This is a genomic window from Odoribacter sp. AF15-53, from assembly GCF_003479425.1.
Classification (GTDB): Bacteria; Bacteroidota; Bacteroidia; order Bacteroidales; family Marinifilaceae; genus Butyricimonas.
Window position 1 is genome coordinate 175,992 of sequence record NZ_QUHC01000006.1, and the last position, 15,596, is coordinate 191,587.

Consider the following 15,596-nt stretch of genomic DNA (forward strand, 5'->3'; position numbering starts at 1 on the left):
CACGCAAATTAAAAGCCTAAACTAAGTCCAAATGAACAAGAACGAGCCAACGGGTAAGTTGCACCGGGAGTTTCCGGGTCTAACCCGGAATAATTCGTTATCGTGAACAAATTTGTCAGTATAAACGAAAAACTCAAGGAAGAAATACCCATTTTTTTCACCACATCTTGAGGGACCCCGTAAGACAGCGACATGTTTTTCACCCTCAAGAAAGAAATATTCTCCAACATAGATGCACGTGTAATCGTACTCGAAGTTGGATAAATCTGATCAAAATAAAAACGCCCCCCGTATGTATCCATTATCCTGGGATATTTCACCCCCGTTTTCCGGTCCTCGGTCCAACGATTCACGGCATCCTTCCGGACATTCAAGTGATTTACATATAGATCATTTTCACTCGTTGGGATTTTTTCACCGGCAGAACCGCTTCCACTTAAAGTGCTGTAACTTACCGGACATTTAATCTCGTCGACCACCTTGCCTCCTAACGAATACGCTCCTCCAATATTCAACGTGAAAGTCTTGTATGAAAAATTAAAACTAAAACCACCGGTAACAGGAGCGGTCGAAGTTCCCCGATAATATATATAATTATTCACGTCACTCAAATCTTCCGGCTTCAAGATATCGGCATCCGGACGCAATTTATACTTGTAGAGCCCGGTTTCAGGATTTATTCCCGCCGGTTTTCCTGCAAAAATAGCATCCAGGGGATAACCGACAAAATTACTCGTCTGGTATGAAATCGGGGAAGTATATCGCTTCAACACGTTATTATTCCAAGCCACATTCACGGAAGCATTAAACTTGAAATCCTTATACCTGAAAACAAGAGCCTGCAACGTTGCCTCGACACCTTTATTTTCAATCTGTGAAGTATTATATCCTTGTCCATAAAATCCCGTCATGTAAGGAACATCTACCCCCGTGACAAGATCCTTACTCAACCGGTAATATGCCTCGAACAGCCCGTTGATCCGGTTATCAAACAATCCAAAATCCAAAGCGATCTTCATATCCCGCGTCTTCTCCCAGCGCAAACGCGGGTTAGGCGCTTTCCTTACCTCTCCGATCCTGAGACTTTCGATATCCGTTTTTCTATAAGCCGTGGAATAATACATGATCAACTCCGGCTTTTCAGTCTTGTTCACATTCCCGGTATATCCCATGGCCAAGCTCAACTTCAAACGACTCAACACGGGCTTCAAGCTTTCCATGAAAAACTCATCCCCGACATGCCAAGCCAAACCCAAAGACCACGTCGGATTAAATTGCTCGTCACTACCAAAATTATTTGAACCATCCGTCCGGAAAGAAAGGCTCGTAATATACTTATCATACAATATATAATCCAGCGAAGCATAAAACGACGCGAAACGCGACTCTTCTATTGATTGCAGGGTTAACCCGTCAATAAAATTAGACATATCGACCAATCTACCATAATCCACCTGATCACTTTTCTGTTCCGGGGCCGGAGTTGACGCGTTGCCCGTCACCGGATCATAACCATAACGTTTCGCGGTAAGAGTTTTACCCTTGGAACCGCGCAGTTCCGCTCCCGCTAAAACAGACACCCGATGTATGGAATTAAATATATCCGAATAACTGATCTGTCCCCTCGCGCTATAATTCGTATTATTCGATGACATTTGAGTGATAGAACCGTAAGTTCTCCGGCTATTCCAATCGTCCAATTGGCTCGGTTTATCACTAAAAGCCGCATACGTGTCCGGACCATTAATATTCTCCGACTTATTATTAATAAAATTATAGGAAATCATCCCGGAGAAACGGAATTTCGAAGAGATCGTGTAGTTCAAATTTAACATCAGATTAGCAGAAAAATCTTCCGCAACACTGGAAGTTTCATTAATCTCCCGCATAACATTATAGCCATTAGCCGGCAAAATTGCCTCCCTTCCCCCATTAATCTGGTTCAGATTATAATACGTGTAATCCGGGCGATACGATCCGTCCTCGTTATACGGTTTCTCGTAAGGATTAGCGAAATAAGCATATTGGAAAGGATTCACATTCAAAGAGGAACCATCTGATTTCTGTTGTGACAGATCAACGCCGAAATCCACGGACACCCGTTCATGGGGCTTCAAATTCACCTTCGTGGACACGCTATAACGATCGTAAGAAGTTTGTCGTAATATCCCGTTATCCTTTGAATAACCGAAAGAAAGATAATAAGTGGCCATATCAGAACCTCCCGACAAAGAAAGATAATGATTCATAGAAAAAGAGGTCCGGAACAATTCATCAAACCAATTGGTCGTCGTCTTCGACAAATCGGCAATATAAGCATCCTGTTCCGATGCACTCATCGGCTCGAAATCCTCGTCCGTCCAGACCTTCCCGTCTTTCCCCAATTTATTGGCACGCAGCATCCCGACAATGCCAACTACCGGGTAATAAGTTCCGTTCGTAAACCCGTCCGCCGAGAAATCATCCCACAACTCCTGTTCCCAGGCCAACTTTTCTTTCGAATTCATTAAATCTCCATCCCGTTGAGGCTTCATGACCATCGAGAAATTAGCTGAATAACTGATCGCCATTTTCCCGACCTTTCCTCTCTTCGTCGTGACAACAATCACCCCTCCAGCCGCTCTCGACCCGTAAATTGCCGCAGCCGAAGCATCTTTCAGTATAGTTATACTCTCGATATCATTCGGGTTAATCCCCGCGATCCCGTTAGCAAAAATATCATTAAAATCCCCCGCTTTTATTTGTCCTTTTTGTATACTCGGGATATTTCGTTGCAATGGAACCCCGTCAACCACCCACAACGGTTCGGCATCCCCCGAGAGCGTGTTGGTCCCCCGAATTCGAATCTTGGCTGATTCTCCCGGCCGCCCTGATTTTGCCACGATGCTAACACCGGCCACCTGTCCTTGTAACAATTGTTCTATCGAGGTAGGAACCTTGTTCTCGAAAACTTCCTTGCCAACCACGGCCACCGAACCGGTCGTTCTCTTTTGAGTCGTTTGAGAATACCCGGTAGAAACAATCACTTCATCCAGTTGTCCCACAGACATTTTCAGCACCACGTTTACACTCGTTTCCGTCCCCGTCAATTTGACCTCCCGGGTCTCCATCCCGATAAAAGAAAATAACAAAACATGATATTCCTCCGGCATATTCAACGTAAAATTCCCGTTACCATCGGTTGATACCCCGATTGCCGTTCCCTTAATCATCACGGTGACACCCGGTAATGAATTTCCATCCTCATCCTTTACCTGCCCCTTGATCACCTTGAACTTCTGGCTTACCCCCTCCTGCGGAGCCTTCTCCAACAGGATAATCCGATCCTGAATCCGATGTCGTAAACCCGTTCCCTTCAACACCTCTTTCATCGCACTATCCAAAGAAACCTCCTTTACATCAACAGATATCCCCCCGACATCTTTCACAAATTTCTCGTTGTAAATAAAATTGTACCCGGATTGTTTCTTGATTTCTTCAAGCACTTTAACCAGTTTCTCGTTCGTCACCCTTAAGGTAATCTTTTCCGGTGACCCACCTGCCCAAAGAGTGCCCGATGCAAATAACAGCAGCATCAAAAATGCACAACTCTTGTTGAATTTCCTGAAAAAAAACTTTTCTACCATCATTTTTATCTATATTTGTGTGTTATGTCTATGTAACATTTTGCGTTAAAGAGATTAGGATAAGACCAATTAAGCCTAATCTCTTTTCTTTTGTACATAGACTATTTTGCGTTCCACTTTAAATGACACGGAGGTTGATGACTCTATAACCGACAACAGGGATTCCAACGAAACATCACGCGAGAGATCACCCGTGTAATACTCTTCTTCAAACATTTGCTCCCGGATAATCGTCACGTCATAATACCGGGAAACCCGCTTCAATATCTCCGTCAACGAGGCATTCCTGAAACTGAAATTACCCTCTTTCCACGCGGTGTAATGTTCCACATCACATTTCGACACCTGAATTCCGGCCCGCACGTCATGCATATTCACTTTCGCGATATCACCCGGAGTTATAATCCGGGACTCCCCCTTCCCGGCAAAAACCTCCACGAGTCCTTCCACCAGAACCACGTAACTCATTCCCTCATCCTCGTATGTATTTATATCGAACGTTGTCCCCAGCACTTTCACATCCATCCTATCCGTACTCACGATAAAAGGCCGGGCCGTGTCCTTGGATACTTCAAAAAAACCCTCCCCGTGCAGGCTCACCTCACGTTTACCCTTACCAAAAGACACGGGATATTTTATTCTTGAATCAGCATTCAACCAGACCTTTGTCCCGTCAGAAAGGACCAAATGATAAAACGTTCCCTTGGGCACTATCAACTCGTTATACTCCAACTCTCTTTCCCGTAGAGAATCCGCCCGGGTATATTCCAGACGTTTCCCCTCGTAAAGCTTCGCCCCCTGATCCAATTTCACTTTTCCTTTCTGGGGATTCGAGATATCCACCGTCTCCCCGTTCGCCAGCACCAGAGAAACATTATTTTGTTTTCCCTGTTCGGCCAACACGACACGCTCGTCTTCAGACGGTTTTATCCAAAGCCATAACGCACCCGTGATCAACAAACAAACACTCGCCGCAACCGACACGGACATCCTGACACGTCTCTTCTTCCGAGATTGTAAATCCTTGAAATTATTCCACTTCCGGTCAACATCTATTCCCTCGTAACGATTCTCTAATTCGTCTACATTTATATTTTGTAAACTCGAAAAAATACGCTCCCGTTTATCAGATTCACCACGCCACGTATCCAATTGATCACGCTCCGAATCATCTAGCCCGACAACTCGTTCTTTACAGATCAACTTGGCAACAAACAAATATCTACTTATCTCTTTCATCCTATTCTCGTTTCATGAAAAACGATCGAGACAAAAAACAGTATAGGTAAAATTTGATTTTTTTTCAAAATTATTTCACCACGGCAACAAGTAGCAATAAATGTTCTAACGATTTATACAATTCCCTATAGGCAACCGATTTATGAAATTTTACAGTTGTTTCCGTTATTCCCATTTCCTCGGCAATCTCTTTATTTTTCTTTCCTTCCAAGTGCAATTTTATAACGATTTGTACTTGAGGCGTCAAAGTTTTAATCGCCTTATGAATCAAAAAACGACTCTCCTCATCTATAATCGACTGCATCAAATAGTCGTTAGTCTCATGTTCCCCGGAATGTTCACTAGAATAACGTTCTTTTATTTTTTCATGCCGGATGTAATCCAAACACTTGTTTCTAAGCGTCCGGTACATGAATGCTTGCAAGGTGACTTCCGAATCAAAAGTCTTTAAATACTTAGACCACACCACTATAAAAGCCTCTTGCACGATATCCTCCCGCACGTACGGATCATCAATGAAGCGAGAAGTAAAAGCATTAAATTTCGGGAAATTCTCTTTAAAAAAGTGCTCAAACACAAGCACTTTTCCGTCTGAAAATTTAATATATTCTTCTCGCTCTCTTACCATTAAACGATCCTTTTTTGATCTTTTACATTTCAAAGAAGAATGTTAATATTTTGATTGTGAAGAAAAATTAAGTAATTGATAATTAGGTCGAGCTAAAAAGTATTATCTTTGAAATAACAAAGAATTATTTCTTAATTCAAGAGTCAAAAAAGGATCGTTTAATCATTATCAATCAATATTTTCCATATCTACACTATTTAGCCTATCTCCCAAGAGATTTTCAACAAAATAATACCGGATAAGATTCACGTAGTAGGGTGTCCCCAATCCGTGATCCGCCCCGGGAATAATCATCATATCGAAGCGCTTGTTAGCCTTCATCAAGGCATTCGCCAAACGAATCGTGTGAGCCATGTGCACGTTGATATCCATATCCCCGGTAATCAACAACAACCGCCCCTTCAAATTCTTGGCTAATTCAATATTAGTCGGGATCTTGGATTCGAACGAATACTCCTTTTGTTCTTGTTTTCCCGTCTTCTTCTCATGCATCTTCACGCCGTGATAAGTTTCTCCCCACCACTTGGTATATATATTATTATCGTGATTACCGGAAGCCGCAACCGCCACTTTATAAAAATCCGGATAAGTCAAAATCGAGGCCGCAGCCATAAAACCACCCCCCGAATGCCCGTAAATCCCCACCTTATCCAAATCAATAAAAGAATAACGATCTGCCAACTGTTCGATCACGAACTTACAATCCGCCAAAGCGTAATCCCGCAAATTTCCATACCCGAAATCATGAAATTCCCGTCCCCGGTTAAGGCAACTTCCCCGGAACCCCACGTTAATCACGATAAATCCCAACTGAGCCAAAGACTCGTTTCCATTATCATCCAACGTGAAAGACTGAGGCACGTAATTCTCCTGCGGTCCGGGGTACACGTTCACGATAATCGGGTATTTCCGGGTGGTATCCATATCAAACGGCCGGTACATCACCCCGTAGAGATCCGTGATACCATCGGCGGCCTTCACCTTAATCCGCTCCGGTTTTTTCCATCCCATCTCGTACAACAACCGCAAATCGGGACTTTCCAGCGTCATGATCTTTTTACCTCTCGTATCTCTCAACTCGGAAACAGGCTCCAGGTCCACCCGTGAATAATTATCAATCAAATACTTCCCGTTCTTGGCCAGATCAATAGAATGATATCCATCACCCGGGGTCAATAACGTAAAACCGGAACCGTCAAAGTTCACCTTATAAAAAAAACGGTATTCCGGATTTATCCCTTTTTCCCGTCCATACCCTTCAAACACGAAATTACGTCCCACGGTATCCAACATCAAAATCCGGGAAGCGACAAAATTCCCGTCCGTCACTTGATTTTTCAATTTCCCGTCCTTATTATACAAGTAATATTGTCCCCAACCGGAACGCTCCGACCACCACAGGATATCCTCGCCTCCATTCAAGATACGACACTCGAACAACTGCTCCGTGAAATGCGGTTCACAACGTTCGTGAATAATTTCGAACACCTCTCCCGTGCGTGTATCCACCCGGCAAAGATCCATCTCGTCACACGTCCGGCTCTTCCGGGTAAAATAAATATATTCCGGATACTTATTAAAATCAAAAAGCAGCACTTTCACTTCCTGATCCGGGTATTTGGCAATATCGACAACCTGATGCGATTTATTCCCGGCATGAAATAAATGCAAATCATACGTGTAAACATACTTATCACCGGGCATCGGGAATTTATACGTTCTCAATGTCGGACGGGGCTCTGCCAAATGATCTACCAGATATCCCTCCTCCACGTTCCGGCGATCCTGGCGCAAACAATAAAACACCTTAGAGTCACCCGACCAGGTAACTGCCGCCCCCTCCTTTTTCCCCGTATCCTTATCTCTCTGGAAAGAGTAAGAATAATAGCGCTCTCCGTCTGTTGTTAACTGATGAGAAGTCGTGTCCCCTTTTTCCTGCAAATACACGTTATGCTTGTAGGCGTAAACCATATAATTACTATCCGGCGACCAACGTTGCCAATAAGGAGCTCGGTTGAAACTACTTGTCACTTTTTCTCTCGTAAATTCTTTCAACTCCCCGCTCTTCACGTCATACACGAAATCCTTACCGTACTTGGAAAACATCAACCGATAGGGATTATTCCCCTCGAAACGGAATCCTCCCAATTTCAAATCCCTGGCATTCTCAACTTTCCCCGTCAGTTCTGCTAACTTCGCCGCCAACCGTTCTGCTGAAAATAATTCCTGTTTCTTTCCTTTTTTAGCATCCACCAGATAATAAACCGTCCCGTCATTGGTCGTGTAATAATACCAGAAAAACTCAGAATTTCCGATCCACGAGGGATAAATCGACAAACCGTGAACATACTCGGAAAGATTACGTTCGGAATACTTGGCACAAGCCTTAAAATCCGCCTTTTGAGCGAATACACCACTCCCCAGCAAGAGGAGCAGCATACATACAATACTTCTCATCATGTCTAATACATTTTGCGTTCTACATAAGAACGATCTCACGGTAAAGACCAATAAACCATGAAACCGTTTGCCTCAAAAGTAATTATTTTTTTAACAAATCCCCGTTTATACTCGAAAAATAAAAACTATCGCGAGGGAATCTCTCCGGTATCCCGCTGATATATTAATGACACATCAAGACAAAATTACCGACAAGTTGCCGATCTGCCTCGGCAACTTATCGGCAACTTATCGGCAACTTCCAATTCACTTACCAGAAAGACACCCCTGCAAGCCGCCGTGGACAAGGGCTAACCACGATTCAACATATATTTACATTACGAAGAAATGGCGTTGTTTTTGACATATGTCTACAAAAAAGAAGAAAACATTACATATACGATGCTGGGAAAAAAGTCCCATTATCTTGAACTACCGCCCCTGTCCCCTCCTTACACAGGTGGGAAAACCGCTTGGTAATCAACTCTCCCCCTGTGTAAGGGGGAGCCGGAGGGGGTAGTTAAAAGTTAAAACAAAATCGAGTAAAAAGAGCGTTGCCAAGTGCGTGGAAATAACCAGCAACTTGCCAAAGGCAAATGTAACCTACAACCTGTAACTCGCTGCAGGCGACCTCCTACACCTCTTCAAACTCAGGCAAAACCATCGACAACCATTTATCCAGTCGCTCCCTCGTTTTCTCCGATTCGAAATCCTCATCCAAGGGCAAGCCGACAAACAAATTATCGGTCACCGCGGCGGAATCCTGAAACACGTATCCATCCGTCGACGTCTTCCCCACGAGATTTCCCCCAAGTTCAGTAACCAGTTCGGCCATGTATCCCATGCCATCCACGAAATGACTCGGGTAAGTGATATGATCTCCCAATCCCACCAAAGCGACAAAACGATCTTTCAGAGAAATTTTACGCATACTTGGGAAGAACTTCGCCCAACGATCCCGCTGTTCCCGTTCCCACGTGCTACGCCCCAACGAAGAGCATACCAATATCAGATTCTTGTAATCCAACAATTTATCGGCATGAACATCATTCACGCAAAACATATCCACCTTGTCCGCCCCGATCTTCTTTTTCAACATCTTGGCTACCCGGTGGACGCTTCCCCCGGCCGGAGAATAAAAAATTCCCAGCCACTTCATCTCGCTTGTCCGCTCGTCCAGAAGATAATTCCCCTCCAAATCGGCGGTCAATCGTAAAGGCTCCTCATGCTCTTTCACGTTCTTTTTATCCGGATCCGGCTTCACTTGAGCCTTCTGATCCGTCTTATTCTTTCCTGCAATCTTATCCATAAAAATATAGTTTATAGTGATTATAATATTATCATCAACTATAAACTATACGGCAAGAAAGGCGAAAAGTTATAGACGCCTATTTTTTATGAGTGGCAACCGCCAACAAAATTCCCAAAGCGACACCCAACAACGCGGCAAACAAAACACGCACGTCTCCCGGCAACAGGAAAGTTATCGTGTGAGCCGGATACCAGAAAAACGGTATCGTTTTCTTGAACACGAAATTCCATTGCACCCGCCAGTTCAGGTTTGCCATGATCTCTCCCATCTGGATCGGGGTTAAGAACCCGGCTAACGTCCCGCCATGACTCAGGATATGCGTATCCGTAATTTTATGCAACGTCATGAACACCGGGGCAAAAATAGTATTCATCCCCACCGAGATACAGAACGCCACGAACACTTTCGACCAGGACAAAGACTCGCCCATCACCGTGGTTGCATTCTCCATACCCATGCTCTTCAGGAAAGCGGGCACGCCATTCGCGAAAATCGTCATCGCCATGCTGATTCCCATACCGAGAATTCCCCACACGATCGCCCGGGGCAACACCCCGAAGCCCTTCCGGTTATACACCCCGGCACTAATCCGCAACCCGATGCACTCTCCCAAAGTCGACAAAATAGCAAACTTCAGGAAACTCATAATCATTCCATGCTCCGCGTTAAACGTTTTATAGAAAGAATACACGGCATCCGACAGAAAAAAGGGGAGTAAGCACACGATTACACACCCGATAACAATAAAATCACTCTTTTTCATCGTATATATTTTCCACCCTCCGGGAAACCACACCTATCCGGAAAGTCTTACACATTATTTATCACTAGTCTCGTCTGACGTTTCCGTCTTCCCGTTTTCAGGGTCTTGGTTCAACTGAACATCCTTATTCACCTCCTTTTGGGGCGTAGGATAGAAAAAGTCAAATCCTTTTTTCCAATCGCTACTGATCCGACCAAAACTTAGGAGTATTGCCAGCAGCAATACTCCTATTATAATCAACATTCTTCTCTCTTCTTTGGCATAGTTGTTCCAAGCTTTCATGAGAACCCTTATTTTTCAATACGGATACGAGCGTCAACGGCCACCACGTTGTCCTTGTTACCTAACAACGGGTTCAAGTCCATCTCGAAGATTTCCGGGGCTACTTTCACCAAAGCGGAAATTCGCATCACGGCCTCGGCAAACTTATCCTCGTTCACGGGCTCTTGACCGCGAACACCTTGAATGATCTTGTAAGATTTCAATTCTTTAATCATGCTATGAGCCTCGGCCTTAGACATGGGAGCCAACCCGGCTTTCACGTCTTTCAGTACTTCGATAAAGATACCGCCTAACCCGCAAAGTACCATGTGCCCGAACTTATCGTCCCGTTTGGCACCGATAAACACTTGCGTACCGCTCAACTGCTGTGCCAGCATGATCGCGTAAGTATCTTTAATCTGCATCATCCGTTTAAATTCACGGCGTACCGTCTCCTCGTCGCTCACGTTCATCACGACTCCACCCACATCCGATTTGTGGATCGGGCCAACCACCTTCATCACCAGCGGGAAGCCGATCTCTTTGGCCATCCGAACGATCTCTTCCTCGTTGTCGGATACCCCTTCTTTAGCCCTGGCCACACCGGCTGCATCCAGTAAAGCGTGAATCTGCTCCGGTGACAGGTAACCGTTCTCGGCCTGATCCACCACCTCACGGATCTTCTTCACGTCCATATCCGGCATTTCGAAATGTTCCGGTTGAGGAGCCGGAGTCTTGTATATCTTGCATAACGCGTTTCCGAACAATACCTCATCCGGGAAATAAACACGTCCTTTAGAAACGAAATCCGCGATCTCGTCTTTCACGATCTTGGAAGAAGGGAAAATCGGGAAAATCGGCTTCTTACAAGTCTTCATCTTCTCGTCGAGCAAGTTGTACACGTCAAACACGGGGAACAAACCGGGGCTTCCGAAGATAACGGCCATCCCGTCGATATGCTCGAACTCATTGTCACAAGCATCCAGAATATACCCTAACTGCTCTGCCGTACCCGTGGCCAAAAAGTCGATCGGGTTACCAACAGATGACCCGGCAAACAATTTCGATAGCAACTCTTTCGCCTTCTCTCCCTCGATATGCGGAACATCCATTCCACCGTTGGAAAGTGCATCCGTCAACATCACGGCGGGACCACCGGCATGAGTTACCACGGCCATATTCTTACCCTTCATTTCGGGATGCATGAAAATCCCGGCAACGGTCATCAGCTCGTCACGTCCGTTGCAACGCACGATTCCGACTTTACGGAACAATGCTTCCACGGCAACATCCGAGCTGGCTAAAGCTCCCGTGTGAGAAGAAGCGGCCCGACTTCCGGCAGCAGATCCCCCGGATTTGATCGCGGCGATCCGACACCCCTTGCGAATCAATGAAGAAGCATGCTTCAACAATTTCTCCGGTTTCTCGATACTCTCCACGTACAACAATTTCACGCGGGAACTCTTCTCCGGGTCAAACGTCTCGTCCATAAACTCCAACACTTCTTCCACTCCCAGTTGTGCCGAGTTACCCACGGAATACATGCTGTTGAATTTAATACCTTTCTGCATACCGGAGTCCATGATAAACAAAGCCGTGGCACCGGAACCGGAAATCAGGTCCACCCCTTTCGGGTTCAACTCCGGAATCGGGCTCGTGAACACGCCACTATAATGGTTTGTCAACACTCCGATACAGTTCGGTCCGATCAATGAACCACCCACGGAATTAATTGTCTCCACGATCTGACGCTCTAATTTTGCTCCTTCCTCGTTCTCTTCATGGAATCCGGCAGACAAAATAATAAACGCCTTCGTGTTCTTCTGTTTAGCAAGAACCTCCACGGCTGACGGGCAGAATTTCGCGGCGATCGCTAAAATCGCGCAATCCACTTCCGGAAGGTCTTTCACATCCCGGTAAGACTTAATTCCTTGCACCACGTCCATCTTCGGGTTCACCACATAAAGCGAACCTTTGAAATTGCCATCTTGTAAATTCCGTAACACGGTCCCCCCGGGCTTGTGAATATCATCAGAGCCTCCCACGACCACAATACTCTTTGGATCAATTAATTGTTTTGCTATCATATATTATCATTTATTTTTAACTTCCTCTTTAATTTCAAATGGATGATCGCGGTTACAATCATCCATTTGAAGTTTTCGTTTCTAGATATTATTGAAGAATGTCAGAAACTCCTGTACCTTCTGTACCATCTTCCGCGAGCCCGTGTACAACGGCACCCGCTGGTGCAAGGCTTCCGGCTTTATCTCCAGAATCCGTTTCTCCCCGTCCGTGGCCAGTCCCCCGGACTGTTCGGCGATAAACGCCATCGGGTTGCACTCGTACAACAATCTCAATTTCCCGGTCGGGTGTGAACTCGTCTGCGGGTAAAGGAACACCCCACCTTTCAACATATTCCGGTGGAAATCGGCCACCAATGACCCGATATAACGAGAGGTGAACGGGCGATTCGTAGCCTCATCCTTCTCCTGACAATATTTAATGAATTTCTTCACTCCCACGGGGAAATTCACGTAATTCCCCTCGTTGATAGAGTATATCTTACCCATTTCCGGTGTCTGCATATTCGGGTGAGACAAACAGAATTCACCGATAGAAGTATCCAACGTGAACCCGTTTACCCCGTTACCGGAAGTGTACACCAACATGGTTGACGACCCGTAGATCACGTACCCGGCAGCCACTTGCTCCGTTCCCGGCTGGAAGAAATCTTCCATCATAAGCGGTTCCCCGATCGGAGAAATACGTTTATAAATAGAAAATATGGTACCTACAGAAACATTCACGTCAATATTCGACGATCCGTCCAGCGGGTCCATACATATAATGTACTTTCCGTCTTTACTCAACCCTTCCTCGAAAACAACAATATCCTGATTTTCTTCGGTTGCAACCCCACAACACTCGCCACTCGCCCTCAACTCATCCATAAAAGTTTTGTCGGCATAGACATCCAACTTCTGTTGGTCCTCTCCCTGCACGTTAATTGAACCCACTTTGCCAAGTATATCTACCAAACCGGCCTTATTTACTTCCCGGTGAACTTTCTTGGCTGCAATACCAATATGGTGCAAAAGTCGTGAGAATTCTCCCGTAGCTCCGGGAATCTCGGCTTGCCGTTCAATAATAAATTGATTTAAAGTTGTAACTTTATGCGTTATCATGGTTTTGTGTTTTAATTTTTTTGCAAATATAAAGTTATAATCTTTAATTTAAAAGGTTTGCGGGTTTTATTCCACTTCACACTTTCAAATCCTCATGTATTCAAGCCGTGTTTAGGGAGTGATAAGACTCCATAAAGAAATCACAAACACTTCCCCAATAGAGCAAAGACAGTTCCCAAACGGCTATAAACCGTAAATGAAGCGTCTTTGAAACGTCTTTGATGCCTTATCTCTCCCTAAACACTACGGGAATTCACCCCTAACTCTTAAAGAACAGAGATAACATCGTTATGATCCCCGGACATGACGTTTCACCCCGGACAAATAACGACATTTCATGACATTACGTTGATTTAACACAAGAAGTTGCGTCAATAAGCCCGAACTGGCCAAACTGCTGATGGTCCATATTTTGTAGTGAGATTATCACTCGTAATGCTCGATGTAATTCCCACATAATCAACAACTGACTTCTCCATTGAACTCCCATACGCTTTAACTTCCATGTTTAAATTTAATTCCTCTTTATGTAGAGCAATCCATCTAATCTCATCCAATGCCGGAAAATACCACCCTTCACCCAAATCTTTACAAGCTTTAAAAGCAGGATACGCATCAAGAGTTTCGCCATTACTAGCCGCAAAAGTTTCCACAGCCTTCAAATTTATCATCCCATCATATCTACTACTCGCCCCCACTAAAGAATTTTTTCCTTTGGCACTCGACTCGCACCACGCTTTTGAACCTAATGAAACACTTGCCACAACCCGTCCCCGGTAAGCATTGATTCCCGTGATGTCAGTCTTAAAAGAAGAAGTCGTTTCATCATATCCCGTCACTTTCCCCACGACAAAGACCGTTCCGCCCATCCACGCATCCCCCACCTTAGGTATCGTCAAGGTAACCTCGTCGTGATTATTCCCTTTCAACGTTATGTCCGTGAAACAATAAGCGAATTTTTCACCCGTTTCGGTGTAGAAACACGCGCTATCTAATTGTAATGTCCCTCCCTCCACTGTCCGAGGAAAAACAAATTCCATCTGATTATTTGTCACCACAATATTTTTCACCTTACGCACTATTCCTCCTGAAGACATGTACAAATCCGCTTTAGTAATCGCAATCCCCTTGACCACCTTCGTCAACATCACTCTGGCCTTCTCCCCTTTTTCTACAAGAATTTCACCCACCTGCACTTGTTCCCAGTCCTTTATCGAAACCAAGAACAATTCTTTGGTAGGCCCAAGTCCCGGATAATCATTCACTTTCAATGTATATACATACTCTTTTCCCGGCTCAAACGTCATTGAAGGAAGTATCGCTTCACTAGGATTATCATTACCCGTGAATTTAAAAGAAATTATCATATCGTTATCTTGTTTTTCTTGAGGAAAAATAACAACAGACGTGTTGGGGATCGCTTGCATCTGTATATCATCAACCGTCTCTCCATTTGCCAAAACCCCCGTACCCATGTTTAAAATTCCGGTTGTAACCACATTATTCAATTTCACTTCTTCGAGATCACCCAAAATAACTGTTGTAGGAGTTTCCGTGGTGAAATTAATAACCAATTTCGAAAACAAATGATTAAATTCCAATCTGATAGGAGCCACATCCTTCACATAACCGTTTGCCGCCTTAAGATACAAGAAATCCGATTCATTCAAAAATTCCGGGGTAGATTGATCCGCATTCACACTAACAGGTACGCTCACCAAATCTTGCGGGGCCGAATGAGTTTTTTTCCAATAATATCCGTATACATCTATCGGCATATCCGGATAATAATGCTCTTGTCCATCTGCAAACGATAAACTCCCAGCATCACCACAAACCATTTCACACAAATCTTCACTTGCCGGAAACATTGCCACATCTTCCTCGGTTCGTTCCACTATGTAAAGATGCACGCCGCCCCCCTTATCAAAACTAGCCCGACCCATATTAACAACCTGTGTCTCTTGAATATTAGAACGAAAGGAAATCTTTTGTTCATTCACGTCTTCTGATAATGCTCGATTACACCCCCAGAATAGAATTATCATCAATAATACATTTATACACCTCATAATCATTGAATTAATATTCATTACTAATTATACAACCACGAACATTTGCAAGACAAAAATGAGATCCT

Annotated in this window: 10 protein-coding genes; all 10 read right to left on the reverse strand. The window is 44.5% G+C overall.

Annotation, left to right across the window (positions count from 1 at the left end; all coding sequences use genetic code 11):
* Nucleotides 1-8: 8 nt before the first annotated feature.
* Nucleotides 9-3,629: a SusC/RagA family TonB-linked outer membrane protein gene (locus DWW52_RS13875; protein WP_118716103.1), complete on the reverse strand. Its 3,621-nt coding sequence runs from the start codon at nucleotides 3,627-3,629 to the stop codon at nucleotides 9-11.
* A gap of 72 nt (nucleotides 3,630-3,701) precedes the next feature.
* Nucleotides 3,702-4,865: a FecR family protein gene (locus DWW52_RS13880; RefSeq protein ID WP_118716104.1), complete on the reverse strand. Its 1,164-nt coding sequence runs from the start codon at nucleotides 4,863-4,865 to the stop codon at nucleotides 3,702-3,704.
* A 70-nt stretch (nucleotides 4,866-4,935) separates the two neighbouring features.
* On the reverse strand, nucleotides 4,936-5,493 hold the full coding sequence (locus DWW52_RS13885; protein ID WP_118716105.1) for an RNA polymerase sigma-70 factor: 558 nt from the start codon (nucleotides 5,491-5,493) through the stop codon (nucleotides 4,936-4,938).
* Between the two features lie 168 nt (nucleotides 5,494-5,661).
* Nucleotides 5,662-7,953, reverse strand: a complete 2,292-nt coding sequence (locus DWW52_RS13890; protein ID WP_118716106.1) for a DPP IV N-terminal domain-containing protein — start codon at nucleotides 7,951-7,953, stop codon at nucleotides 5,662-5,664.
* 613 nt (nucleotides 7,954-8,566) lie between these two features.
* A complete protein-coding gene (locus DWW52_RS13895; protein WP_118716107.1) occupies nucleotides 8,567-9,241 on the reverse strand; it encodes a flavodoxin domain-containing protein in 675 nt (224 codons plus the stop codon).
* 79 nt (nucleotides 9,242-9,320) lie between these two features.
* Nucleotides 9,321-10,007, reverse strand: coding sequence for a hypothetical protein (locus DWW52_RS13900; protein ID WP_118716108.1), 687 nt, complete (start codon nucleotides 10,005-10,007; stop codon nucleotides 9,321-9,323).
* A gap of 54 nt (nucleotides 10,008-10,061) precedes the next feature.
* Complete coding sequence (locus DWW52_RS13905; protein WP_118716109.1) at nucleotides 10,062-10,289, reverse strand: hypothetical protein; 228 nt, start codon at nucleotides 10,287-10,289, stop codon at nucleotides 10,062-10,064.
* An 8-nt stretch (nucleotides 10,290-10,297) separates the two neighbouring features.
* Nucleotides 10,298-12,355 carry an acetate--CoA ligase family protein gene (locus DWW52_RS13910; RefSeq protein ID WP_118716110.1) on the reverse strand — a complete coding sequence of 686 codons (2,058 nt, stop codon included), beginning with the start codon at nucleotides 12,353-12,355 and terminating at the stop codon, nucleotides 10,298-10,300.
* An 81-nt stretch (nucleotides 12,356-12,436) separates the two neighbouring features.
* A complete protein-coding gene (fbp, locus tag DWW52_RS13915) occupies nucleotides 12,437-13,456 on the reverse strand; it encodes a class 1 fructose-bisphosphatase (protein ID WP_118716111.1) in 1,020 nt (339 codons plus the stop codon).
* A gap of 371 nt (nucleotides 13,457-13,827) precedes the next feature.
* Nucleotides 13,828-15,528 (reverse strand): fimbrillin family protein, encoded by a 1,701-nt coding sequence (locus DWW52_RS13920; protein WP_158582604.1) that lies wholly within the window; start codon nucleotides 15,526-15,528, stop codon nucleotides 13,828-13,830.
* Nucleotides 15,529-15,596 lie beyond the last annotated feature (68 nt).

Excerpts from the sequence above, each read along its gene's own strand:
- DWW52_RS13875 (WP_118716103.1), bottom strand. The coding sequence starts at position 3,629 with ATGATGGTAGAAAAGTTTTTTTTCAGGAAATTCAACAAGAGTTGTGCA.
- DWW52_RS13880 (WP_118716104.1), bottom strand. The coding sequence starts at position 4,865 with ATGAAAGAGATAAGTAGATATTTGTTTGTTGCCAAGTTGATCTGTAAA.
- DWW52_RS13885 (WP_118716105.1), bottom strand. The coding sequence starts at position 5,493 with ATGGTAAGAGAGCGAGAAGAATATATTAAATTTTCAGACGGAAAAGTG.
- DWW52_RS13890 (WP_118716106.1), bottom strand. The coding sequence starts at position 7,953 with ATGATGAGAAGTATTGTATGTATGCTGCTCCTCTTGCTGGGGAGTGGT.
- DWW52_RS13895 (WP_118716107.1), bottom strand. The coding sequence starts at position 9,241 with ATGGATAAGATTGCAGGAAAGAATAAGACGGATCAGAAGGCTCAAGTG.
- DWW52_RS13900 (WP_118716108.1), bottom strand. The coding sequence starts at position 10,007 with ATGAAAAAGAGTGATTTTATTGTTATCGGGTGTGTAATCGTGTGCTTA.
- DWW52_RS13905 (WP_118716109.1), bottom strand. The coding sequence starts at position 10,289 with ATGAAAGCTTGGAACAACTATGCCAAAGAAGAGAGAAGAATGTTGATT.
- DWW52_RS13910 (WP_118716110.1), bottom strand. The coding sequence starts at position 12,355 with ATGATAGCAAAACAATTAATTGATCCAAAGAGTATTGTGGTCGTGGGA.
- fbp (WP_118716111.1), bottom strand. The coding sequence starts at position 13,456 with ATGATAACGCATAAAGTTACAACTTTAAATCAATTTATTATTGAACGG.
- DWW52_RS13920 (WP_158582604.1), bottom strand. The coding sequence starts at position 15,528 with ATGAGGTGTATAAATGTATTATTGATGATAATTCTATTCTGGGGGTGT.